Consider the following 23,271-nt stretch of genomic DNA (forward strand, 5'->3'; position numbering starts at 1 on the left):
CCCCCCCCCTGATGTCCGCGCACGCGGGCGCCCCCCCCCCCCCCCCCCGCCCCCCCCCCCCCCCCCCCCCCCGCCCCCCCCCCACCCCCCCCCCCCCCCGGGCCGCCCCCGCCCCCCCCGCCGGCCCCCCCCCCCCGCCGCATGACGCTCAGTGCTTGAAGGCGTCCTTGGCCTTCTCCTTGGCTTCGCGTGCGTCGCCCTTGACCTGCTCCGCACGGCCTTCGGCGGTCAGCCGCTCGTTGCCCGTCAGGCGCCCAGCGGCCTCCTTGAGCCTGCCCTTGGCCTGCTCGCCCTTCGCTTCGGCCTTCTGCTCACCAGACACGCTGATCACTCCCTTTTGGGTGGAAACGCCTTACCCAGCCCCGTATGGCCACCGCGAGCGTTCGTAAACGGAGCCGGCGGCGACAGGGCCGCTCGGCGGCGCGTTACCGGGGGAGGAGGGCGCGGACGGTCTTGACGCCTGCCGGACCGGGCGTGACCACGGCGGCGAGGGCGAGGTCGTTGACCATGTGCCGGCCGAATCCCTCTGTCCCGTCCACGAGGTCGGGGGTCCGTGTCAGCTCGGAGACGACCAGGACGACCGTGTCGGCCTGCTCCCGACCGGCGGCGGGCTCCCCGAGGGCTTCGAGGAATACCCGAGCGGCCCGGCGCGCTTCGGCGACGGTGGCCAGAGGGCGAGAAGCCGGGCGCCTGGCGCTCGTCGTGGTCATGGCGCCTCCGGGCCTGTGGTGGGGATCCCGCTCTGCCTGCCCGGCCGTTGTGCCCCTGGCCGCAGCCGTTCAACCTCGACGGCACCCGATTGTTTCGAAGACACGGACCCCAAAATCTATGTCGGCCGGAGTAGACATTGGGTGGTGGCTTGGTTAAGGTTTCTCTCGTAGCCCAGTCGAGAAGGGCCCGGCAGAGACGAACTGCCGGGCAGCAGTACCCGCAATTGCGGTTGCAGTTGTTGGACGGTGCGGTCGTGGAGTTCCGAAGCCGGGATTGTGCAGGATGGCGACGGAGCTGGCGTCCGGACCGGGTGGCCCGCAGTCATCAGGGGCCGCCGCGAGCAGTACCGCAGTTAATGCAGTGGCGAAGTTGGCAGTACCCGGCAGTGAAGTCAGTGAGCAGCACCTCGGTGAAGGCGTCGGCTGCGGGCGCGCGCACCGGGAAGTCCGGCAGTGGGGTTCCAAGCCAGAGCAGATGCAGGATGGGCAACGGGGCTGGCTGCCGGAGCGTGGCGCTTGGCCAGGCTACGGGCAGTGAAGAAGTACGCAGTACCGGTAGTACCGAGTTGAGTAGTACCCGTAGTTCGCAGTACCGGCAGTTCGCAGTACCGGCAGTTCCCTGCAGATAGGTAGTTGATCATCCGAGGGATGAACGGAGGAGTTGGGACGCCATCAGGATCGCCCGGGCGGAAGGCTGAGCCCGGGTACCGCAGGACATCGATAGTGAGGTGGTCTCCGGTCAAGCAACCGCGATCCCCGCACCACCCGTCCCCATTCGGGCGGGTCAGCGGAAAACAGTAGCCCGGCGCCGTATCAGGGCCGGTAGATGGTGAAACTATTCCTTCGGGGCCCTGGTGCCGTACGGCACCAGGGCCCCTCCACGCGTTCCATATGAGAGGTTCGATGACAGCAGAAAACCCGGCCAGCCCGCTCGGCGGCCACTTGGACGACGACGACTTCCCCGCCTACACCATGGGCCGGGCCGCCGAGATGCTCGGCACCACCCAAGGCTTCCTCCGCGCTCTCGGCGAAGCCCGCCTGATCACCCCGCTCCGCTCAGCCGGCGGACACCGCCGCTACTCCCGCTACCAGCTGCGCATCGCCGCCCGCGCACGCGAGCTCGTGGACCAGGGCACGCCGATCGAGGCCGCTTGTCGCATCATCGTCCTCGAAGACCAGCTCGAAGAAGCCCAGCGCATCAACGCCGACTACCGCCGCGCCGCGGAATCGGCGGACCCGACCACCGCGGCCTGAGACCCACCGCGCCCACGCCGGCCGCCGGCGGGCTCCGGTATCCGCGGAGCGGGGGCACGCCGCTCTGTTTTCTCTGGTGACTGGACTCTGCGGGGCGGTCCGGCCGACGAGCAGGACCCGTACGGTGCGCTCCGCGTCCGCACCGACCGGCCGCGCTGCCAGGTGTCCCAGCCTCCGCCTGCGTGGACGCGGACCGGGAGCCGGCCCGCGCCGACGCCGTGCTCGGTCAGCCAACGCGGGCGGCTCGGCCGGTGGCCTGCGCCGCGCGGCGAGAGCCTCGCGCTCCTCCACCTTGTTCAGCGCTCGGTGCGGACGGGCTCGCGTCCCACAGACCTGAGGGGTCACCGCACATCGAGAGAGACTGGAGCCGTGGTTCCTCGGCCAGGAAACGCGCCCCTGGAACGTTCTGGTCGAGCATGCCCATGGCGGTGAGCGCCGCATGGCCGCAGGACAGCGCGGTGTCAGCGTTTCCCGAGCTGTGGGCCAACATGGCATACCTCAAGCAGAGCGCAGCGAAGAGGGCGTAGGTGTCGGCGACATCGGTGATCCCCTCCTCGTTCGGCTGAAGCTCCGGGAACCGCTCAAGCAGGCGCACGCGCTCGGCAACGCCGGCGAGTGGCCGGTCGGCATGCCAAAGTTCGCGAACGGACTCCGCGCAGAGGCCCAGGTCAGCTTCCCGCCCTGGTACACCCGCCCGCAGGCTCACGAACAGCGCCGCCATGCGTTCGGCACAGGCAGCGACATACAGGCGGACCACTTCGTCGTGCCCGTCACGGAGCGCCTCCGAGACGGCTCCCTCCACCAGCGTCCCCACGTCCACCCTCATCCCGTTCGGACAGATCGACAGGCTACACAGCGGGCTGAGGAGCGCGGTTTGACGAGTTAGGCGCTTGAGGTGTCCGGATGGCCCCGTTCGCTGGCGTGGCTCCCCGCTAGTTCAACCGGGTGGTGCGTGCGCTGCGGTGCGAAGGCGCCGAGATCGCTCCGCGAGGCCGGCCGTGGGGGATTCCGCTGGAGGACTGTGGGCTGATCGTCACGAAAGTCATCCGTCAGCATTGAACTGACGAACTCCGGAGTTCTCTCGGCCGCCTGGAAACATCTGCTCCGTAGGCGCCACCGCGGCCCGGACCACCGCCGCGGGTTCGCCCACCCCACTGCGATTCCACGACGGACGGCCGGAGCTCGGGCGAGGTTCGGCGGGCAAGAGATCGGCGGGGGATCGGCGCCGACCTGGTCATGTAGCAGGCCGCCATCCGGAACGCTCGTTTCAGGGGCGCTGCAAGGCTCTCGCAGGATCCCCGCTGGATGCACTGGTCAGCGCGTGCCACGCTCGCCGCCCGGACCCGTTCGCTCCGGAGGAAGAGCGCCGGAGCGAGACGGTCGTACCCGCTGTACTCGCGCGGCATCCTCAATCGGCTGGCACTTCACTCTGACCCTGAAGTCCAGGCTGCCGGTCTTGGTGCGGTTGCCGTGCATATGATCGGAATCCGTCGACGGGGGTTGACCAGGTCCTGAGGTCGAGTTGAACGGTCTGTAGGGGGCTGCAGTGCTGACGTATCACAAAGCCATGACCACCGATCTGGGTGTGCTGACGACAGCCGCATCCAAGTGGGAGGAAATGGCGGGTGAGCTGAAGAAGGTCGAGACGCGCTACGGGGACAGCGTCCAGAAGATCACCCTGGGCGGGAGCTGGTCCGGTGTCAGCTCCGGTGTCGCCCGATCGAGTTTCGCGGGGACCCGGTATGAGTTCTCCGCCGCACAGATCCAGGCCAAGGCAATCGCGAGTCTGCTGCGGGGCGCCTACCAGAAGTTCACCGAGCTCAGGAAGAAGCTCGAAAGCGCCCGGGACGATGCGATAGCCGCAGGCATGACCGTCTCCGAGCAGGGCCAAGTCGCCTTCGACTACGCCAAGCTCACCCCTGCTGAGCGCAGCGCCTACCACCATGACCCCGACGGCGAAGCCTCCATACGCACTGCCGTCACCAAGTGGCAGAACCACATCGACGACCGCGTGAAAGCCCTCTCCGAGCTCGACGAGGTGTGAAGGTCGCCCTCGGCCGGGCCAGTGTCGACAGCAACAAGGACGCCTTCGGCAAGGGCGCCGACGAAACCCTCAGCGGATTCAACGCCGGCGCCGAGGGCGATCTGGCCAAGGCCATGAAGCCCGACGAATCCAGCGTCGGGACGAAGCCGGACAGCAAGACCGGCGTCACCGTCACCGGGCCCAAGTACGGCAAGGAAGCCTCGGTCAAGGCGTATGCGGACCTGTTCCACGAAACCGCGAAGGGGTCGATATCCGAGGGAGACCTGACGCTCTCCGGGACCGCCGACATCTACGGCGGGGCCAGAGCCACCGCGAACTTCGGATTCACCGACCAGGGCCTTTCCTCCAAAGCAGAGGCGTCCGCGGGAGTACGGGCACTGGCCGAAGGCCGGGCCGAGTACGGCTATGTCGGGCAGTACGCGCGGGCGGAGGGATTCGCCGGCATCGAGGGCAGCGTCAGCGCCAAGGCCACGAAGGAGGAGGTTTCTGTCGGTGCGAAAGGGTTCGTGGGCGCCAAGGGAACCCTCGCCGGAGGCGCCGAGGCTTTCGGGTTCGGCGTCGGTGTGAACGCCGAGGGGTGGGCGGGCCCCGGTGCGGAAGCCTGGTGGGGTTACAAGAAGGACAAGGAGACCGGCGTATGGAAGCTGGGCGGTGACGCGGGTGTCTCTCCCCTGCTCGGCGGCAAAGTGGGACTCGAAATCACCGTTGATCCGCACAAGGTGTCCAACGCCGTCGGCGACGCCGCCGACGCCTTGGCCGACCTGTTCGACTGATGTACGTTTCCGTGGAAAGGGGGCTCTGAATGCCCACAGAACTGCCCGTGCCCATCGAATTCCGGTTGCCGGAGGGCTGGCTCCCGGCCAAGCCGAGCGGGGTGGACGCGGAGGATGTGGCCTTCGCCGCGGTGCACCCTGATCCGGATGGCGGATTCGCCGCCAGCATCGCCGTCGACGGAGGGTTCCTGGCCGAGGCCGAGACGCTGGACGGGCTCGCCGATGCATCGGCGGAACGACTGCGCAACGGCGCCTACGCGGCAGAGGTGACCCACCGCCGCGAGGCCGGCTCCCCCGACGCACCGGCCCTGACCCAGCGCCTGGCCCTCACGGCCACAGCCGGCGGCGTGCGCCGTGACCTCGTGCAGTCCCAGGTGTACCTGTTGCTGCAGGACGTCGTGGATCCGCACAAGCGTGCGGTGATCCGGCTCGCCCTGACCGCCACCGCCGCTCAGCACGACGCGGTTCTGGGAGAGTTCCAGGATTTCGTCCGCAGCGTGCGTCCGGACACCGGGGCGGAGGCATAGCCGTGGGCCGCATCACCGACCGGTGGACCGGGACCAGGTACCCGCGCAGCGGTGTCGCAGCACGGCCCGCCCCGGAGGTCCGGGCTGCGCTGCTCGCGGTCAACGGCCCGGGCGTACGGTTCGTCGTACGCGAGGGCACCCCGAAGGAAGGCGCCGACCTGGTGGCGGAATTCGAGTATCCGGCGCTGGACCTGACCCTCAGGACCCGGATGCGTCTGAACCCGGCGGCGCGCGAGGTGCGCGCCCTCGAGGAGCGGTGGGAGCCGTCGGCCGACGGCGCCCGCAGGCAGTACGGCCGCGGACCGGCGGACACGGTGTACCGGCAGTGGGAGACCACCACGGGGCCGGACGGCCGCCGGCACAAGGCCGAGACGTTTCGCTTCAGCACCCAGGACATGAGGAACCCCCTGCAGCGAGCCGTCCTCAGCGCCGGCTGGACCTGGCGCGGGGTGCTGCTCAAGCTTTGACGGTGGTGGCCGGGCCGCAAAGGCGTCCGAGGGCCCCAGGGCGGGATGCCATGAGCAGTATGTGCCTTGACCGGACACGAGAATGCTGCCCCAGCACTCGAGGAGAAGGTCGTGCAGCACGGGCAGCGGGGCGGTCTCGAGGACCTCCAGGGCATCGACGGTGAGCCCGGGCCGGCGCGCCCGGTGCGTCGGGGGCGATCCGGTCCGCGTCGGTTGGGGAGTGAATCAGGTCGAAGCAGGCGGTACCGCGCCCGCAAGCAGCGTAACGAGGTCGCGGAGACGACCCGTACGGCGGTCCGCACGGCCCGCGACAAGGCCCCAAAGAAGCCGTCGTACGCGGAGCAGCTCAGCGATGGCCTGGACTACCTCGACCTCGCCAAGGCGCACCTTGTGGGCGGTGTCCTCAAGGGCGCGGCCGGCAGGCAGCAGAAATCCGTGGACGGACCCGCGGAAGATCACGTACCGTGTGGCTCCACGCCCTGAGATGAACGGAAGGAGGCGAGTGCCGTGTGGTTCACACCTTTCCAGCGCTCCCTCTTCCAGCATCCCGGCGTGGTTTCTCAGTTCTGACCGGGGGCGCTCCAAGCAGCCTGTATCCCGGAGGAATCCATGACCGATCTGGTCATCCGTGCGCTCTCCGCGAGCGACGCACATCTCTTTGACGCACTTCCCGACCCCCTGGGCGCCCGTGAGGGTCATCGGCGTACCCGGTTCCGCCCCCACTGGAAGCGCGTCGCCCTGCGCGATGGCGAAGTCGTTGCACGCGGCGCGTGGTGGGGCGGCCCCGACGACTCGGAGCCCGTCAACATCAACTGGTTCGACGTGGCCGAGGGGGAGGAGGAAGCCGGAGCCGAACTCCTCCGCTCCGCTCCCTGGCAGGTCGAACTCGAGATCAACGTGCCCAGCGGCTGGCGGGACGACCCCGAACTGCGGGCCGGCGCCGAGACGCGCTTCGCCGCCGCACGAGCCGCTGGGTACGAACTCCTGGTGGAACGCTTCCTGTACCGCTGGACCCCGGAGCAAGGTCTGCCCGAGCGGCCCGGACGCCTGCGCTTCAGCGCCGAACCCGACGACGCCGTGTTCTTCGACGCGTTTCGCCGCATCCATTCCGTCACCCTGGACGCCCATGCGCTCAGGGCCATCGAGGAGGGCGGTCTCGACCAGGCTGCCCAGGAGGAACTCGACTTCCTCCACTGGTGCCCCTCACCACGGGAGTGGTGGCAGATGGCGCACACGCCCGAGGGCGACCTGGTCGGCATCCACATACCGGCCCACAACCCCTCCGGCCCGACCATCGGCTTCATCGGAGTCCTGCCGGAGCAGCGCGGTCACGGCTACGCCTACGACCTCCTCGCGGAGTGCACCCACCTCCTCGTCGAGCAGGGCGCGGAGGTCGTCACCGGATCGACCGACCAGGGCAACTTCCCCATGGCCGCGAACTTCACCAAGGCCGGCTTCCCCGTCATCAGGGAACGCATCAACTTCCACTCAGCGGGCCCGGAGGCCTAGCGAGGAGTAGCACCCGGTGCGAGCGGTCCGGTCCGAGGGCAGGTCCGGACCGCTTGCCAGTGCCCGGTGGCAGGCTGGCTGGCAGGGGATCGACAGCGGGCTCGGTTACCGCGGTCTTCTCACCCGCCGTGAACCTCTTGACGGGCTGAAGCCGGATCCCCTCACGAAATGCCCGAATCTCAGAGGTCAGCCCCCAGCCCTCCGGATATCTCACCCCACCGTCATACCGAAGGGACCATGAACCGTCACTGCCCGACGCCGAACAGAAAACCTCAGTAACGGCCTCGGTTGACCGGACCGGCTACGCCGTCCAGGCGGCCGGACGCGGGGGCTGTACGGCAATGGCCGGCCCGGGGGCCGCCAGGTGCGGCAGGAGGGCCGGCGCCTTCCCGCTGGAGGTACTGCGCGAGGGTGGTCACGCCTTTGTGGAAGCCTTCCGCGCCCCGCCCGGACATAGTGCGTGCTCTTCTTGGCAGGCGCCTGGTGGGCTCGCACAGCCCGTGCCGGGGTGATCCCGAGTGCTGGGTGGACCTGCGCCTGATCGGACGCGGACGCTGCCCTGCGGCGTTGTCCTGTCGAGGTACGAGACCAGACGCTGAGCTTCCGTACCCCCGCACTCCCGGCGCGGCGGCGCGCCGGCCCCGCACAAGGCTGCGGGCCGTCTCCGTCTGCAGGCGCACCGCGCCTGCAGACGGAGACGGCCTCGTCGCGCCCGTCGCGACGGTGTCCGTCAGGCGAGCGTCACGGGAGCGCAGTAGGCATACGCCTGGACCACGGCGTTGGTGGACTCCGTGGGGTTGTACGCCTGGACCATCCACGCGTCTCCCGCGGCCGGGCCACTGACGCTGGCTTGCTGGGACACGTTCACGGTGACCCCGAACGACGAGCGGAAGCCTCCGGAGATCGCCTTCTGCCCTGCCGGGCACTGCGCGGTGCTGCCGACCGCGGTGCCGGGAGCGATGGTCACCTCGGGCCCGAGGACCTGCTTGAGGGTGAGGGTCGGTCCGGCGGGTCCGGCGGGTCCGGCAGGCCCTGCGGGGCCCTGTGCACCGGCGGCCCCTGCCGCACCTGCCGCACCTGCCGCCCCTGCTGCCCCGGCGGCTCCCGCCGCCCCGGCGGGACCGGCAGGCCCCGCGGGTCCGGCAGGTCCGGGCGGGCCGGGCTGCCCGCCGCCGCACTCCCCGTCGGACCCGTGGGGCCCGTCGTGGCACAGCTGCGGTGGCGCCGACTGCCGGGAGGACGGTGCCGCCTGCTCCAGCGCCTGCGCCTGCGGGGCCGCCCAGCCCATGAGCGCGCCGGACGCGAGGGAACCCGCCAGCGCGCACGCTCCGAGCCAGCCAACTTTCATCCGATTTCCTCTTCTCGTAGCACGGGGACCCCCGCGGGGATCGCGACGCCACCATGCATATCGAGCGATGATCGGCACTAAACGGCGGCGAAGCCGTTGTCGCTCGGTTGCCCTCGCGGCCCGGGCCGTCTGGAGCGCGTCACCGCTTCGACGATCCTGCCCGGCTGTTGGTTGGAACGACCTGGCAAATTGGCCCACCCTGGACTCCCTGCTGCGTGCCCTGTGTCAGCTGGGGAACCAGGATCCGGACCGACCGCGCTGGTCCGAGAGCGAGGACCGGTGGACTGTCGTTCCAACCTGTCGAGAGCATCTTCGCCTTGTCTGGGACCGCGCGGTCGAAGAAGACGCGACCGAGGAGTTCCCGGAATCGCCACCCCCGCAGTCCCCTCCTGCTCCGCCCGCCGCTCCAATCCCGTTCTCGCTGAGGGGGAGGGTGGTTGGGGTGTCGGTGGGTCTGTGAGCTGGGGTGTTGCAGGTTTGCGTGAGAACGGCTTTGTGGCGTCAGGTGTGGCTTGGCCTGGGGTTGTTGCAGGTCGGTTGGGAAAGTGTCTGGGTGTTGCAGATGGCGTCTGGGTCTAAGGGACCGAGGCGTCATTTCGCGTTTTCATGTGTTTATGCAGGTCAGCTGGGTGTTCGGCGGTTCGCTAGGTGCGGATTCGGGGCTGGTTTCGGCGTGGTGGTCGAGGGCGTTTTCGAGGTCGGCGACGGTGTCGGTGAAGGGATGCCTGTTGCCCAGACGGGCGGGGAGGGGCCCGCATTCGATGAGTGAGGCCCTGCCTGCGAGTTGCGCGCCGCGGACGCCGGTGAACAGGGGCGTGGAGGTGACGTCGATGCCGGCGTACACGAACGTCGCTTGGATGCGTTCGGTGAGGTCTTTGATGACGTCGGCGGTTTCGGTGCCTGTGGTGGTGCGGGGGTTGACGCGGTGGATTTCGTCGATGAGGACGAGGCGGACACCGATCTGGTTGTAGGTGTGGCAGACGCTCTCGGTGATCTGGGTCTGGGTCATCCGGGTCGTGATGGGGATGCCGAGGTAGCGGGCGAACTCTGCGGCGAGCATTTTCGCGGTCGCTCCTGGCGGGACCAAGACGTACGCGACGCGAACCTGAATGTCCGACGGCTTGCCGTGTGGGGACGCGGTGCGGGTGTGGGCGAGGTGGCAGGTGCGCCCGACGTGGAGGAGGGCCGTGGTCTTTCCGGCCGCGGCAGGCCCGGTGAGGATGAGTGAGGGTCGGGCGGCGGTCTGCTGGTAGCGCCCGAGGATCATCAGGGTGCGGATGTTGGCGGCGAGGGTGTCGATGGCGGGGGTGCGGACGGTGACGAACGCGGAGTGGTAGGCCAGACGCTCCACGACGCTCCGCGGCGGGGTATCGGGTGCGGGTGGCACCACGGCCGGGGGGCTGGGACGCGACGGGGTGTTGTTCACCATGTGAGTGCTTCCGTGTGTGCGTCGTAGAGCCCGAGCCCGGTGTACGGGCGGGCAGGGACGCCGTTGTCGCCCGCAGGCTCGTCTTCGCCTTCGGCGGCATCCGGTTCGTCGGGGCTGTCGTCCAAGGCGTCGAGGCTGTCGGCATCGGCATCGGCATCGGCATCGGCATCGGCATCGCCATTGGCATCGGCGTCTGTCGGGCCGGCGGCGGATTCTTCGCCGGTGTCCCTGGAGCGGGCCGGCGCGGATGGCAGGGCGCGTAGGGGCAGGGTGGCGCGGCTCACGAGACGCTGCTCGGTGCGTGTGGCGTCTCCGTTGCGTGCTCGCCGCTTGAGTTGGCCGAGGGCGTCGGCGAGGTCGGCTTCGTGCTGGTCGGGATCGGGGTGGCGGACGGTCTGGGCGCGGACCTGCCGCCAGGTGCGTTCGTTGAATGGCCGGTGGGTGTGGTCGCGGTGGATCCAGGGGATCTCGGCCAGGGTTCCGTCGGTCAGACGCAGCCAGATATGGCGGGGGCCGCGCGAGGTGATGGGGGAGGGCTGGCCGCGGTAGGGGGCGAGGAGGTCGTGGTCGTAGGTGCGGTGGTGCAGGCGGATGCCGCGTTCGGTGATGGCCGTCCGGCGCACGGGCAGGAGTTCGAGGTAGTCGTTCCCGGTGAGGGGGACGGGTACATGGCCGGCCACGCTGATGAGGGCGGCCCGCATGTGGTTCGGCGTGAGCGCCGCCCTGGGGAGCACCGGGTGGCGCAGGCCTTCGTGGGGGCGGTGGTGGTAGTGGACGAGCCACTCGTCGAGGAGGTCCTGGAGCTGGGGGACGGTGGAGCGGGCCTCAAGGTGGGTGTTGGGGCCGCGCTGGGTGATGTCGGGGCCGGTGTAGACGGGCAGGTGCTGGCAGAACAGCGTGTTGATGGTCCCGAAGGTCCGCTCCACGATGCCTTTTGCGGTCGGCGTGTACGGCGGGGCGGCGCGGCCTGGACGCTGACGCCGAGGGTCTCGATCGGGTCGCGGGCGAGGTAGGGGGACCGGCGTTCGAGCGCGTAGGCGGAGGCGAGCTTGTCGCCGGTCATCACCAGCGGCCTCCGGATCCGCCGCATCGAGCTGCGCGAGGCCACCGCGGCGGGCTCGGACGCGGAGCACCGCGAGGAGGACTTCCGGTGAACTCCGCCGCCGCGTGACCCTCGTCCACCGGGGTCTTCTCGGAAGACCAGGTCAGTCCGGGTCCCCGGTGGCCTGGAGGCGGCGCAGGGCCAGGATCAGATTGCCGCTGCCGAACGTCGCGAGCGCGGCGATGCCCCACAGGGTCGCCGCGACACCGGCTCGGTCCAGCACGGCGCCCGCGGCCAGGAAGCCCAGCGGCCCGGCCAGGGTGCTGATCGTGACCACGGCCTGCAGCACCTTGGGCCCGAAGCCGTCCGGCAGCCGGGCGGAGAGGAGGCCCATCAGCGGTGCGTTCGCCAGGGGCGCGGCGGCCGATGACAGGCCGACGGCGACGACGAGCACGCCGGCCGGCACGGGCACCAGGAGCGTCCACAGGGGCAGAGCGACGCAGACCAGGGCCGTACAGGCGAGTCGTACGGGGGCGACCCGTGCCGCCAGCACATAGGCGGCCACCGAGCCCACCAGACCACCGGCGCCATAGGCGGCGATCAGCAGGCCGCCGACCCTGGCGTCCCCCTCGAATCGGGTGAACGCCAGCACCGGCATGGTGATCATCTGGGTTCGCAGCATCAGCCCGAACACCACGGTGGACAGCATCGCCCGGCTCAGGAACCAGTCGCCGCACAGATGCCGCACCCCCGCCCACAGGCCGCGGGGCCCGGCCGCGGACCCTCCGGCCCCGCCACCCCCTGCCGGGACGCGGCGCAGCAGCAGCAATCCGGAGAAGGCGAACGTGGCCGCGTCCAGCCATATCACCGATGTGGTCCCCACCAGCGGGATCAGCGCGCCCGCGAGCGCTGGTCCAACGAACGCCGAGCCGTTCGTCACACCTGCCAGCGCGCTGTTGGCGCGGGCCAGAGAGCGGGCGTGGGGGCTCAGTAGTTCCATCGCCAGCACCCGCTGTGCCGCGTGGTACGGAACGGCCAGCGCCCCGAGCGCCGTGACGATCGCCATGAGGACGGCCAGATTGAGCGCGCCCAGGGTGTGCAGCAGCGGGATCAGCGCCACCACCGGAGCGCGGGCGAGATCGGAGATGACCATGGTCCGGCGGGCGCCCAGGCGCTGGATGACCTCTCCGCCCGCGAAGCCGAGCAGAGCCATGGGCAGCACCTGGCCAGCGAAGACCAGGCCCGCCCGGGTGGCCGAGCCGGTGGTCTCCAGCACCAGCCAGGGCAGCGCGAGCATGGTCATCTGGGTCCCCAACGCCGTCACCGCGCCCGCGACATAGACCGTCGTCAGCGCACGGCTCGACCTGCCACCCGGTGTGCCGTTCGGCGCTCCGGCGGGTGGGACGGGGGCTGTGCCGGGCTGGGTCGCCGCGATCGTCATCGGGTCGCCCCTTTCTCCTCGGTGGGTCCGGACCATGTGGTCGCCCCCGCACCCTGTCGCCCGCCCACCGTCCGGTGCCAGGGAGGGACCGGCAGTAGCCCACTGCCGGTGCCGCTGCGCTTTCTTCCCTGCCACGCAGCCCGCCCGTCCGGCAGTGTGATGGCCGTCGGAGCCCACCACAGCCAAGGCCACCGGCGGCGGAAGCGGACACCAACGAAGGGAGGGACGGCGATGAGCGGCGGTATCGGAACGGCGGTGCACGTCCCGTCCTTCGCAGCCCGCGACGGGCGGCGAGCGGTCGAGACCCGGTATGTGGACGGTCTCCCGCAGATCGTGGCCTGGGATCTGGCGACGGGTCAGCGCCGCCAGGCGACCACCGCACCGCTGGGTGTGGAGACCGCCGCCATCGAGCCGGACGGCCACGGCCTGTGGTGGTTCGACGGCGCTGCCGACGGTCAAGGCCGCTGGCTGCGCGGGCCGTTCGAGGGCGGCCACCCGCGCCCGGCGCTCGACGGCGTGCCCGCCGGGCGGATGCACGGCCTGGCCTTCGACCCCCGCAGCGGCCTCGCCGCCGTCGGCGTCGGGGTCGCGGACTGCTCGAGGTACTACCTCGGCCGACCGGGCGAGCGCGCCCGCCTGGTGGCCGAGGAGCCCGGCTATGCGGCAGTGGCGGGCCTGGCCCCCGGCGGCCGGCTGCTGGCCACCGCGGGGTGCCCGGCCGGACCGGCCGCGGTCCGGCTGTGGTCACCGGCCTCCGGCGTCCTCGTGGACGCCATCCCCGGCGCAGCGGGGGACGGCAGCGGCGGCGCGGTGTGGGCGCTGGGCTTCCGCCCGGACCTCACCACCGCACGGCCGGAACTGCTGCTCGTCCTCGAACGCGCGGGCCGCTACACCCTGGCCTTCTGGCGCCAGGGCGAGGGGATCCGTACGCACGGTCCCGGCTCCGCGCTCGACTTCGATACGGAGATCACCGCCTGCTGGTACGGGCCCGGCCGCACGGCGCTGGTCCAGCAGGACCGGGCGGGACGCAGCCGCCTGCTGCGCGCCGACCTCGACCGCGGTACGACGACGGTGCTTCCCACGCCCGAGGGCACGATCATCGACTTCTCCTGCGCACCCGACCGCACGGTCCACTGCCTGTGGAGCCGCGACGGCGAACCGCCCCGGCCGCTGACCTTCCACCCGGAAAAGCCGGAAGGCTCGGAAAGTGCGGAGCACCCGGAACCCACGGAACATCCCGACCGCTCCGACCGCTCCTACCGCTCCGGCCACTCCGGCCGCTCCACGACGGCGTCACGCGGCACGGCGCCCGGCGGAACGACCGGGTCCGGGCGCCGCGAGCTGTGGACACGTCGGCCGTACGGGCAGATCCACAGCTTTGTGGCCACCCCGCCCGGCCGCAGGGCGGGCCACCGCCCCTGGCCGACGCTCTTCCTCGTCCACGGCGGGCCCCACACCCACGACCGGGACGCCTATGACGCCCGGACCGAGGCCCTGGTCCGAGCCGGATTCGCCGTGGTGCGCACCAACTACCGCGGCTCGACGGGCTACGGCCCCCGCTGGCGGGACGACTTCGGCCACCGGGTCGGCCTCGCCCAGCTCGAAGACCTCGCCGCGGTGCGCGGCCACCTCATCGACGCGGGAGTCTCGGAGCCGGGACGTACCGGCCTGTGCGGCTACTCCTGGGGCGGCTATCTGACGCTGCTGGCGATGGGCGTCCAGCCCCGGCTGTGGGACGTGGGGCTGGCCGTCGCCCCGGTGGCCGACTACACGGCGGCGTACCGGGCGACGACGCCGGCGCTGCGGGAGGTCGACGACCGCCTCTTCGGCGGCACCCCCGAGCAGGTGCCACACCGCTATCGCGCGGCCTGCCCGATGACCTATGTGGGCCGCGTACGCGGCCCGCTCTTCCTCGCCGCCTCGGCAGACGACGAGAAATGCCCTCCGGAACAGATCGAGCGCTATCTCGCCGCGCTGCGGCGCCACGACGTCCCGCATCGCGTCCGGTGGCTCGGCGGCGGACACGACGTGGGCCGTGACCCGGCCGGATACGCCGCCGCCTGGGCCGCCATGGTGCGCTACGCCGACGACACGCTGCGCGCCTCCCCCAGAACCGCCGACCACCGCAACAGCGGGCGGACCGGCTCGCACCACCCCGTCCACCACACCGAAGAAGCCGAAGAAAGGTCAACCCCATGAAGCGTCACGGACTGCGCGTCGACCCCATCAGCGCCACCGAGCGGGAGCGCGGGCTCATCATTCATCCGGACACCCAGGCCGCCCTGGACAAGGCGGTCCCGGTCCGGCCGAACGACCCGGCGCCGGCCTGCACCACCCGCACGAAGAAGAACACGGAGAAGAAGTCGCCTCAGCAGTGAGCCCCAGCAGCGCCGTAGCGGGGTGCCACGCCCGGCACCCCGCCGCGGCGCCGGCCGTGCCGGTGAAGACAGGAGAACATCATGACCACAGCTACGGCAGCACCCCGGACGAACATTCCCCGGCCGGAGAAGCACCGGCCGGACAAGCCCGAGACGACGGAACCGCGCCAGAACCCGCCGACGTTCCTCAGCGACCCGTACCCGACCCTGGCCAGGATGCGGCAATCGGCCCCGGTCTCCGTGCTGCACAGCGACGGCGGCCTGCGGTTGTGGATCATCCCGCGCTACGCCGATGTCCGGGCCGCGCTCATCGACCCCCGCTTCGCGCAGGATGTGCGGCGCGCCCAGGCCCTGGCCGACAGCCGGGTCGAGGGCGTCAACCTGGGCACCGAGATCACCCACATGCTCAGCAGCGATCCGCCCGACCACACCCGCCTCCGCCGCGTTGTCCAGGCGGCGTTCAGCCGCAAGCGCGTCGAGGCGATGCGGCCGATGGTCGAGCGCATCACCCTCGAACTCCTCGACGGGCTGGACGCCGCAGCCGCGCCCCACACGACCCGCACCACCACCGCCACGGTGGACCTGGTACGTGACTTCGCCTTTCCGCTGCCGATCCTCGTCGTCTGCGAACTGCTCGGCTTCCCGCCCGAGGACCGCGACCTCTACCGGAAGTGGTCGACCGCCATCGTCACCCAGGAGGGCGACCACGCGGCGGTCCGGCGAGCCGTCCAGGAGATGGGCTCGTACGTCCTGGACATCGCCGACCGGCGTATCCGCCGCAATGACCGTCCCGCCGATCTGCTCACCGAGCTGCTGGAGGCCCGCGAGCGCGGGGAGCTGACGGACGACGAGATCGTCGGCATGGTCGCCCTGCTGCTGATCGGCGGGCATGAGACCACCGTGAACCTGCTGAGCACCTCCTGCCTCGCGCTGATGCGCGATCCCGGCCAGGCCGCCTGGCTGCGCGCCGATCCCACCCGTATGCCCGGGGCCGTCGAGGAGTTCCTGCGCTACGACTCCCCCATCTGCATGGCCACCACCCGCTTCACCACCGAGCCGGTGAACGTCGGCGGGGTGGAGATCCCGCAGGACGAGTTCGTGCTGCTGTCCCTCGGCGCGGCCAACCGCGACCCGGCGCGCTTCCAGGACCCCGACCGCCTCATCCTCGACCGCCGGGACGCCGGCCACCTCGCCTTCGGCGGTGGCATCCACCGCTGCCTCGGGGCCCTGCTCGGCAAGCTGGAGACCGAGATCGCGCTCACCGCGCTCCTCGCCCGCTTCCCCGGAACGACCCTGGCCTGCCAGGAGCGCGAATTGCGCTGGCGCAACACGATGATGCTGCGCGGCTTGGAGGCGCTGCCCGTCACCCTGCGCCGCTGACCCCCGCCCTGACCCCGTCGCCCTCACCGTCGCGGCCTGGGCCGGGTCGGTCAAGGAGAACGGGACACGGGGTGCGCAAGGTGGAACCGCGCCAGACGTACGGCAGGCGAACGGGCCGCCCTCCTGGAACAGCTCGACGTCACTGCGGCGGACGACAGCCGGCTGGTGAACATCGCCAAGGACTACATCGGCTCTGGCCCTGTTCCGCGAGATCCGCGAACGCGGCTACCGCGGCAGTCGCGTCGTGGTCACCAAGTACCGCTGCCCCGGAACCACGCCAGCCGATTCCCAGCCCCCGCCGGATCACGACCTGGATCATGCGCCGGCCTGACACCCTGACCGACGGCCAGCGCGATCAGCTCAACCGCATCCTGGACGCCTGTCCCGACCTGGCCACCGCCCGCGACCTCGCCCACGAGTTCAGTACCATCGCTCGCGAACGCCGAGGTCACGACCTCACAGGCTGGATGACACGCGCTCTCGACCAGGGGCCATCACCGATCCAGGGCTTCGCCGCCTTCCTCCAGAACGACTGGGCCGCCGTCGTCAACGGCCTCACGCTCCACTGGAGCTCAGGCGCCGTCGAGGGCCGGGTCACACGCATCAAACTGATCAAACGCCGGTCATACGGCCGAGCGTCCTTCTCTCTCTTGCGAACCCTCGTCCTCGCACAGCCACCATGACCCTCACAGCTTCAGACGCGTCGCCCGCGCTTGGTTTCCGCACGCACGCGGTCGCGAAGCTCGGCCTGGTAGAAGGCGGCTTTGTCACCGCCCAGTTTGAAGTACTCACAGATATCGGCGACCGTTTCGGCGTCTTCCGCAGTGCCCGTGAGTCGCCCAGACCCGCGCCTTCTGCATCCAGTTCATGGTCGCCGGAACCGCGGCCACGAACAACAAGGTCTGCAGCAGCACGTCTCGGGCCGGTGTCGAGAGGTCGCCCGCCAGCGAGGCCATGATCACGCCAACCGCCGGCGGCGTGCACTCGAAGATGACGGTGCCTCCCTCGACGTGATCATCAAGGGTGTACCCGATCATGTCCCGGGGCGCCTCAGCAGTGATGATCGCCTCGAACAGAAGGGGCACATGCTCCGCGGAATCGCCGCAGCCGCACTTCAACGAAGCCCAATCGACCCGTCGCAGTTCTGCGCGCACCAGCTCACCGACCACCACCGCGGACTCCCAAGAGCCATTCCGGACCCCGCGCTCCGGCGCTGGCGATCAAGCATGACCCAGCTGTCGGCCCCACCGCCATCACGTGCTTCACGAGGTATCCGCCGCAGCCGATTTCGAGGGTCGCATCGTCGTCGCCGCACGGGCCGGTATGAGGTCCTCCTCCCGGCCGGTCCACCGTCGCGGCGGCTGTCGCCGCCGATCCCCCGGGCCCCTATGGCCCGGCCACCCGCACCGTTCTGCAGCGGGTCGCGCCCTGACGAACCTCGTGGCGCTTCGATGGAACCAAAATATCGCCGTATCGATCTATACCTGCGAGGTCCGTTCGAGACCGTGTTCGAGATCCTTCAGTCTGCGCCGGAGTCCGAGTGAAACACCGTTCCGCCACGCTCTGCGCGGCCTTCGTCCTGTCCGTCGTCGCCGGGCTGTCCGGCTGCTCCAGTGACGGAGATCCCGTCTCCTTCGCTCCGAAGGAGACGGCGAAGCCGGGTGAGACCAAGGTCGCCAGTGACGTACGGATGCCGACCAACCCGCGTACGTGGGACCCGCAGAGGACGCTGGCGGACGGGACGCGGGTGGTGCACGTCGACCTGAAGGGGGCGAAGTCCGGCTTCACCGGCCGGGTGTGGGCCTGGGTCCCGAAACAGTACGACCGGCCCGAGTACAAGAACAGCGCCTTCCCGGTCCTGATGGCGCTGCCGGGTGCCGTGGGCTACCCGACGAACTACTTCTTCTCCAAGGAGTTCCGCCTTCAGGAGCGGATAGGGGAGGCCGCCGACAAGGGCGAGAGCCTGCCCTTCATCGTGATTATGCCGGTCCTGAACGCCAACAAGGACACCTACTACGACGGCAGCGACATACCGGGGCAGCCCAAGATGGGCACCTGGATCTCGGACGACGTCCCGGACCTGGTGCGGGAGAACTTCCGTACCTACGCCGACCCGAAGGGCTGGGGCTTCTTCGGCTCCTCCTCCGGCGGCTACGTGGGCATGAAGATGGTCCTCCAGTACCCCGAGCGGTTCAGCGTGGCGATCGCCGGCGGGCCCGATGCGGCCCCCGACTCCCCGCTGTGGAACGGCCACCCGAAGGAGAAGCTGGAGAACAGCCCGGCCTGGCTGGCCGAGCAGCTGATCAAGAAGAGCGGCGGCGCGGGCGGTCCCTCGAGCAGCCCGTCCAGCAGCGCCAAGGCCGACGCGAAGGCCGGCCCCAAGCCCAAGAACAGCCCCTCGCCCTCGGCGGCGACCGGTCCCACCACCGGCCACAAGGTGTCGATCTCCTTCCTGATGGGCACGAAGGAGCCCAAGGCGGAGGTCGCGGCGCTCGACAAGCTCCGCCAGGAGATCACCAAGGGCCCTATCGAGACCAAGGTGACCTCCTTCGAAGGCGGCCACGACGGCTACAAGTACACGGACACCCTGTTCAACGGTGACCTGAAGTGGATGAGCGACCGGATGCGCGGCCCGGTCGCCGCGAAGTGAACCGTTCCGACCTCTCTGCCGCTCGAATTCCTACTGACTTCGGCTCGTCAAGGTGATGTTGGGGTGTCGAGGGTCAGGCCAGTGCCTGCCATGAAGCCGTCGAGGGTGCCGGGCCGGTACTGAAGCCGTTTGAGACGGTTGCGGACGAGGGTTTCGAGTCGGTCGAGGGCTATGACGGCGAGGTTGGCCAGGCTGCGCTTGACGTGCGCCCAGACGCCTTCGACCGGGTTCAGGTCGGGGGCGTAAGCGGGCAGCAGAAACGCTGTCAGCCACGTCCGGTCCGACACCACCCGCGCCCGCCGCGAGGCTTCGAAGCTGTTCCCCCCGGCCCTCCTTGAGGCCCCGCCGACATGCCCGCTGCCTCCGGTACGCGGAGCACCGCGACACGGCCACGGGACCGCTGCGCGGCACCCTGGTCACCAACATTTAGGTCCTGATGCGACGCTGCGTTCTGGCCGGCCACCCGTGACCGCCCGCCGGTACGCGGTCGGGCAGGCGGTGTTCGACCGCGACCGCCACGCCCACGGCCGCGTCGTCGCCCTCTACCCCTCCCCGCTCGTGGCACGCCTGGCGGATGCGGCTGATTTCCAGTGGATCGCCCGCACCGTCACCTGCGAGCCGGCCCCGCGCGCAGGTTCTTCAGCGTGCTGGGCCACAGCTGGATGGCGGCGACGACTGCCACCGAGGCCACGAGTACAGCTGGCAGCACCAGGTAATCCTGTGCATCAGTACCCCTTGGAGGGTGACGGCGGTCGCTGAGGCGGCCCGCATCACGTTGTTGACGACGGAGCCCGTTCGTAGTGTTCAGCCTTGCTGGCAAAGCCCCGGGTGGGGAGCGCACCCGCTTGAGAGGGTCGGTTCACCGGGGGAAGGGCAGCGCGTCCGTCGCCCGTCTTTCCCCGGGTCGTGTTGGTCGAGGGCGACCCGGTTCTGCCGTGCCCGGTCGGCGGCCGCGGGTTGGATGGCTGTCGCCGCGATGGTCTGCTTCGCGGCGGCGGTGCAGGCTGAGCCTTCTCGCAGTGAAGCCCGAGGGGTTAGTGCTTCATTTCCTCGCGGGCGTTGCGGGCGCTGTTTGCCACTTTGGCAAGCAGTTCCTGCCGGGTCTGCTCGTCCATGGTGCGGGTCTGTGCCCAGGTGCGGGCCATGTCAAGGCCCTGGGCACGCAGGCGTTCCGCGCGTTGCTGTTCGGGGGTGTTCTTGAGTTCGTGGAGCCAGGTGGCGGTGAGGCGACCGGCCGGCTCCGACTGGTCTGCTTGTTCGGTGAGCAGACGGTCGAAGACCGTAGTGTTCCATTTGCGGGCCTCTTGGGCGTCCTGGCTTGTGGCGGCATCGGCGATGCCGTCCAGGATGCCGAGGGCGCGGGCGTTCTTCGTCGGCGGCAGAGAGAGCTCTGAGCCGGTCGCGTCCGCGGGGACAGCAGTGAGCTGCCCGGCTGCGGTGCGGGTCTCTGCCATCCGCAGCAGGGCGTACGCCCGAGGATCCTCGGCCACCGCACGCAGGTTTTTCCTGAAGACATCGGCGGGGACAGAGAGGTGGTGGGTTCCTCCGGATTCCCAGGGCGGGGTGTCGCGGCCGGCTTTGGCCACGTAGGTGCTGTCGAGGCCGGCGAGCATCTCGTGGACGTCGGGGGCGTAGTCGGCCAGCGCGGTGGCCAGCGGGACACGCAGTGCCGGGTCGAGGTTCAGCTGTTTCGACTGCCCGGATCCGAGTGAGAAGAGGACGTCTTTCATCGCCTGCGCCTGGGCCTGGGTGTGACGTCCCGGCTCGCCGCCTGCAGTGGCTTTGACGACGGCCTGGCCGAGTGCCGGGCAGCTCATGCCGGGATGAACATCCTGCCCCACTGACTTCTGCACCCGTGTGTCCTCGGCCAGGCCGTTGCAGGGTGGGGACGTCTCGTGCCCGAGGAGGAACCAGGCCCCGAATGCGCCGAGGAGGGCCAGGCATATGGCTGCCCCGGCCCACGCTTTCACCGGAACGGCTCGGCTTGCCGTGCTCCCCGTCATCGACGTCCCCACTTCGCTTTCTCGCTGCCCGATCAGTTGGTCGTGTCGGTCAGGTATTTGTGTGCCGTCTCCGTACCGCGGACCCGGCCTTCGAGGACATCGCGGGTGTAGTCCTGGATGTCGCTCTCCGAGATGTCGGCCCGGTCGTTGGCCCACTCGCGGATCAGGATCGGTGCTTGGGTGTTCACCGAAAGGTACTCGTCCGCGATCTGGGGGTTGACCTTGGCGTCGATCTCGCCCTTCATGCGGTTGCCCCACTCCCAGGCCCAGGTGTCGACGCCGCGCTGGATCGAGTCGCCGAAGGCGATGGAGACCCCGCCGGCCGTGGTGAAGTACATGGGGGTCACCGCGCCGCCGATGACGTGGTAGGCGAGCTTGGACTTCCAGTCGGCCTCGCTGTAGCCGGCCATCCGGCCGTCGTTGATCACGTCTTCCCGGATGGAACTCATGACGCCCAGAGCGGTGCCCGCCTTGTTGATCGGGTTGGTGAGCTCCGACCCATGAGCTCCCTTGGGGATCTCTTCGAGGGAGAGGTCGATGTAGCGGGACTCCGCCTTGTGGAGCGTTCCGTAGGCTTCCGGGTCCTCCGAGAGGCCGCGCATGAACTGGACCAGGTCCTTCTGGCTGACCGCCATGTGGGTCTTGTCGCCGTCTTGGAAGTACCCGGTCCCGGCAGCGGAGATGTACTTGGAGTCCAGGCCTCCGAGGATCTCGTGGGTGTCGGCGGTGTAGGTGGCCAGGGCGCGGGCCAGGGGCTCGCGCATGTTCTCGTGCACGCTCTGGTCGGGTCCGAGCCCGCCGATCACGTCGTGCATGATGCGCGCCTGTCCCTCGGTGTGAGGGGTTGCCGGCCAGGGGTCCTGGTTCGGGCCGAGCGGCGTGTGGCCGGTCGTGCCGGATTCCAGAAGCAGTCCCAGCCCGGTGCGGGCGTCTTTGCCCTCGCTCTCGGTATCGCTGTGCGTCTCGATGTTCCCGCGCCAGACGGGAGTGTCGTCGAACTTCCAGTCGCGTTCCTTCAGCAGGTACTGGAGGTTGTCGTTCTTGTGGTCCGCACCGGGGTCGAGGTAGGAGGTGGCAGCGGCAGGGTCCTTGGACATGATGCCGAGCAGACCATCGAGCGGGTCGTTGGCGAACCATCCGCCGTTCTTGCCGCTGAAATCCCCCTGCAGGTCCCAGATGTTCGGGTTGCCACCGCGCTTCTTGTCCTCCGCCGAGCGGATGTCGTCGGCGAGGTCGTGCATGAACGGCGCCGAGTAGCCGTCACCGTTCTCCATGAGGGTGATCAGACTCTGATAGCCCCGGACCTGCTGTCCGTGGCCACGGCTGATGGCGTTGGGACCCTCGGCGGCCTCCTTGAGATCGAACTTCTCGGCGCCGGCCTTTTTCAGCTGTTCCCGGAAGTCCTTGTAAAACTTCGACTTCGGGTCCTGCATCGCGTTGGACAGGGAGTTGGCGAGACCCCTCTCCAGGTTCAGGTAGGTCTGCTTGCCCTTTTTGTCATCGTGATACGCCAGGTCGTTGAGCTTGTTCGTGAACTTGAGCGTGTTCTGGGCACCCATCCCGTTGAGGAAGGTCTGGTTGAACTCGGTGCTCTTGGCGTTGTCGCGGAAGGATCGGTCCAACTCGGCGTAGTCGGCTGCCGACACCTTGTCGCCGCTGTTGATGCGGGTGGCGATGTCCTCGGCGTTACGGGCCTCGTAGACCTCGATATCGCCTTGCGCGTCGGCGTTGAAGCCGTTCAGGGTTCCGTCGTTGCCCTTGCCGAAGGCGTCCTTGTTGCTGTCCACCACGACCGCCTCAAGGGCGATCTTGACCCCCTGGTCGGCTTCGGAGACGGCTTTGACCTGGTCGTTGATGTGCTGCTGCCACTTGTTGACCGCGTCACGGATGGTGGTCTGGCCGTCAGGATCGTGGTGGTAGGCGCTGCGCTCGGCCGGAGTCAGCTTGGCGTAGTCGAACGCGACCGTGCCTTGCTCCGAGACGGTCATCCCCGCCTTGATCGCGTCGTCGCGCGCGGACTCGACCCGCTTCTTCAGGTCGGCGAACTGCGTGTGGGCATCGCGCAGCAGGCTCGCGACCGCCTTGGCCTGGATCTGTGCGGCGGAGTACTCGTACCGCGTCGCGGCGAAGCTCGTGTGCGCGACGCCGACGCTGACGCCGCTCCAGTCGGGCCCCATGGTGATCTTCTGGACACTGTCGCCGTAGCGGGTCTCGACCTTCTTCAGCTCGCCCGCCATCTCGTCCCACTTGGCCGCCGCAGTCGTCAGCAGGCCCAGGTCGGTCGACATCACTTCGTGGTACGTCAACATGTTCGTT

At 69.6% G+C, this 23,271-nt stretch carries 20 protein-coding genes and 2 pseudogenes; 11 read left to right on the top strand and 11 right to left on the bottom strand.

Translation table 11 applies throughout. The features are described 5' to 3' along the window. Window positions 1–148: 148 nt before the first annotated feature. Both ACFYZS_RS32050 and ACFYZS_RS32055 read right to left on the bottom strand, forming a co-directional pair. On the bottom strand, window positions 149–322 hold the full coding sequence (locus ACFYZS_RS32050) for a CsbD family protein (RefSeq protein ID WP_389020250.1): 174 nt from the start codon (window positions 320–322) through the stop codon (window positions 149–151). 103 nt (window positions 323–425) lie between these two features. Beyond that, window positions 426–710, bottom strand: coding sequence for an ATP-binding protein (locus ACFYZS_RS32055; RefSeq protein WP_389020252.1), 285 nt, complete (start codon window positions 708–710; stop codon window positions 426–428). A gap of 903 nt (window positions 711–1,613) precedes the next feature. On the opposite strand from ACFYZS_RS32055, the gene ACFYZS_RS32060 reads away from it, so the two are divergent. After that, window positions 1,614–1,964, top strand: a complete 351-nt coding sequence (locus ACFYZS_RS32060; protein WP_389020255.1) for a helix-turn-helix domain-containing protein — start codon at window positions 1,614–1,616, stop codon at window positions 1,962–1,964. 226 nt (window positions 1,965–2,190) lie between these two features. Here the strand turns inward: ACFYZS_RS32060 and ACFYZS_RS32065 are convergent, their stop codons facing one another. Continuing rightward, the gene (locus tag ACFYZS_RS32065; protein WP_389020258.1) at window positions 2,191–2,778 is read right to left on the bottom strand and encodes a hypothetical protein; all 588 of its coding nucleotides are present in this window, start codon (window positions 2,776–2,778) and stop codon (window positions 2,191–2,193) included. 753 nt (window positions 2,779–3,531) lie between these two features. On the opposite strand from ACFYZS_RS32065, the gene ACFYZS_RS32070 reads away from it, so the two are divergent. From ACFYZS_RS32070 to ACFYZS_RS32090, 5 genes are all read left to right on the top strand, one after another. Continuing rightward, window positions 3,532–4,008 (top strand): hypothetical protein, encoded by a 477-nt coding sequence (locus tag ACFYZS_RS32070; protein WP_389020261.1) that lies wholly within the window; start codon window positions 3,532–3,534, stop codon window positions 4,006–4,008. Continuing rightward, window positions 4,005–4,781: a hypothetical protein gene (locus tag ACFYZS_RS32075; RefSeq protein ID WP_389020264.1), complete on the top strand. Its 777-nt coding sequence runs from the start codon at window positions 4,005–4,007 to the stop codon at window positions 4,779–4,781. The genes ACFYZS_RS32070 and ACFYZS_RS32075 overlap by 4 nt, the downstream gene beginning before the upstream one ends. 29 nt (window positions 4,782–4,810) lie before the next feature. Then, the gene (locus ACFYZS_RS32080; RefSeq protein ID WP_389020267.1) at window positions 4,811–5,308 is read left to right on the top strand and encodes a hypothetical protein; all 498 of its coding nucleotides are present in this window, start codon (window positions 4,811–4,813) and stop codon (window positions 5,306–5,308) included. A gap of 2 nt (window positions 5,309–5,310) precedes the next feature. After that, entirely contained in the window at window positions 5,311–5,775 is a 465-nt protein-coding gene (locus ACFYZS_RS32085; protein ID WP_389020270.1) for a hypothetical protein, read from the top strand. A gap of 609 nt (window positions 5,776–6,384) precedes the next feature. Beyond that, entirely contained in the window at window positions 6,385–7,284 is a 900-nt protein-coding gene (locus tag ACFYZS_RS32090) for a GNAT family N-acetyltransferase (RefSeq protein WP_389020273.1), read from the top strand. A 730-nt stretch (window positions 7,285–8,014) separates the two neighbouring features. On the opposite strand, the gene ACFYZS_RS32095 is transcribed toward ACFYZS_RS32090, so the two are convergent. The 4 genes and pseudogenes from ACFYZS_RS32095 to ACFYZS_RS32110 form a co-directional block, all read right to left on the bottom strand. Continuing rightward, window positions 8,015–8,632, bottom strand: a complete 618-nt coding sequence (locus ACFYZS_RS32095; RefSeq protein ID WP_389020276.1) for a hypothetical protein — start codon at window positions 8,630–8,632, stop codon at window positions 8,015–8,017. 646 nt (window positions 8,633–9,278) lie between these two features. Beyond that, a pseudogene (locus ACFYZS_RS32100) lies at window positions 9,279–10,061 on the bottom strand (TniB family NTP-binding protein); the annotation flags it as partial. Then, the gene (locus tag ACFYZS_RS32105) at window positions 10,055–10,987 is read right to left on the bottom strand and encodes a hypothetical protein (RefSeq protein WP_389020278.1); all 933 of its coding nucleotides are present in this window, start codon (window positions 10,985–10,987) and stop codon (window positions 10,055–10,057) included. The pseudogene ACFYZS_RS32100 and the gene ACFYZS_RS32105, both read right to left, overlap by 7 nt. Window positions 10,988–11,266: 279 nt before the next feature. Then, window positions 11,267–12,544, bottom strand: a complete 1,278-nt coding sequence (locus ACFYZS_RS32110) for an MFS transporter (protein WP_389020281.1) — start codon at window positions 12,542–12,544, stop codon at window positions 11,267–11,269. 231 nt (window positions 12,545–12,775) lie between these two features. On the opposite strand from ACFYZS_RS32110, the gene ACFYZS_RS32115 reads away from it, so the two are divergent. From ACFYZS_RS32115 to ACFYZS_RS32130, 4 genes are all read left to right on the top strand, one after another. Further along, window positions 12,776–14,743: an alpha/beta hydrolase family protein gene (locus ACFYZS_RS32115; RefSeq protein WP_389020284.1), complete on the top strand. Its 1,968-nt coding sequence runs from the start codon at window positions 12,776–12,778 to the stop codon at window positions 14,741–14,743. Beyond that, window positions 14,740–14,922, top strand: coding sequence for a hypothetical protein (locus ACFYZS_RS32120; RefSeq protein WP_389020287.1), 183 nt, complete (start codon window positions 14,740–14,742; stop codon window positions 14,920–14,922). Before ACFYZS_RS32115 ends, ACFYZS_RS32120 begins: the two co-directional genes overlap by 4 nt. Before the next feature lie 81 nt (window positions 14,923–15,003). After that, window positions 15,004–16,302 carry a cytochrome P450 gene (locus tag ACFYZS_RS32125; RefSeq protein ID WP_389020290.1) on the top strand — a complete coding sequence of 433 codons (1,299 nt, stop codon included), beginning with the start codon at window positions 15,004–15,006 and terminating at the stop codon, window positions 16,300–16,302. 317 nt (window positions 16,303–16,619) lie between these two features. Next, a complete protein-coding gene (locus tag ACFYZS_RS32130; RefSeq protein ID WP_389020292.1) occupies window positions 16,620–16,985 on the top strand; it encodes a transposase in 366 nt (121 codons plus the stop codon). A gap of 105 nt (window positions 16,986–17,090) precedes the next feature. On the opposite strand, the gene ACFYZS_RS32135 is transcribed toward ACFYZS_RS32130, so the two are convergent. Further along, the gene (locus tag ACFYZS_RS32135) at window positions 17,091–17,474 is read right to left on the bottom strand and encodes a hypothetical protein (RefSeq protein WP_389020295.1); all 384 of its coding nucleotides are present in this window, start codon (window positions 17,472–17,474) and stop codon (window positions 17,091–17,093) included. Between the two features lie 368 nt (window positions 17,475–17,842). Here ACFYZS_RS32135 and ACFYZS_RS32140 point away from each other — a divergent pair, with 368 nt between their 5' ends. Then, window positions 17,843–18,952: an alpha/beta hydrolase gene (locus ACFYZS_RS32140; protein ID WP_389020298.1), complete on the top strand. Its 1,110-nt coding sequence runs from the start codon at window positions 17,843–17,845 to the stop codon at window positions 18,950–18,952. A 47-nt stretch (window positions 18,953–18,999) separates the two neighbouring features. On the opposite strand, the pseudogene ACFYZS_RS32145 reads toward ACFYZS_RS32140, so the two are convergent. The 3 genes and pseudogenes from ACFYZS_RS32145 to ACFYZS_RS32155 all read right to left on the bottom strand — a co-directional run. Next, window positions 19,000–19,242, bottom strand: a pseudogene (locus tag ACFYZS_RS32145) (transposase); the annotation flags it as partial. 744 nt (window positions 19,243–19,986) lie between these two features. Beyond that, window positions 19,987–20,805, bottom strand: a complete 819-nt coding sequence (locus tag ACFYZS_RS32150) for a hypothetical protein (RefSeq protein WP_389020301.1) — start codon at window positions 20,803–20,805, stop codon at window positions 19,987–19,989. A gap of 182 nt (window positions 20,806–20,987) precedes the next feature. Then, window positions 20,988–23,264 (bottom strand): hypothetical protein, encoded by a 2,277-nt coding sequence (locus ACFYZS_RS32155; RefSeq protein ID WP_389020304.1) that lies wholly within the window; start codon window positions 23,262–23,264, stop codon window positions 20,988–20,990. Window positions 23,265–23,271 lie beyond the last annotated feature (7 nt).

This window comes from Streptomyces sp. NPDC001903 (assembly GCF_042891345.1).
Lineage (GTDB): Bacteria > Actinomycetota > Actinomycetes > Streptomycetales > Streptomycetaceae > Streptomyces.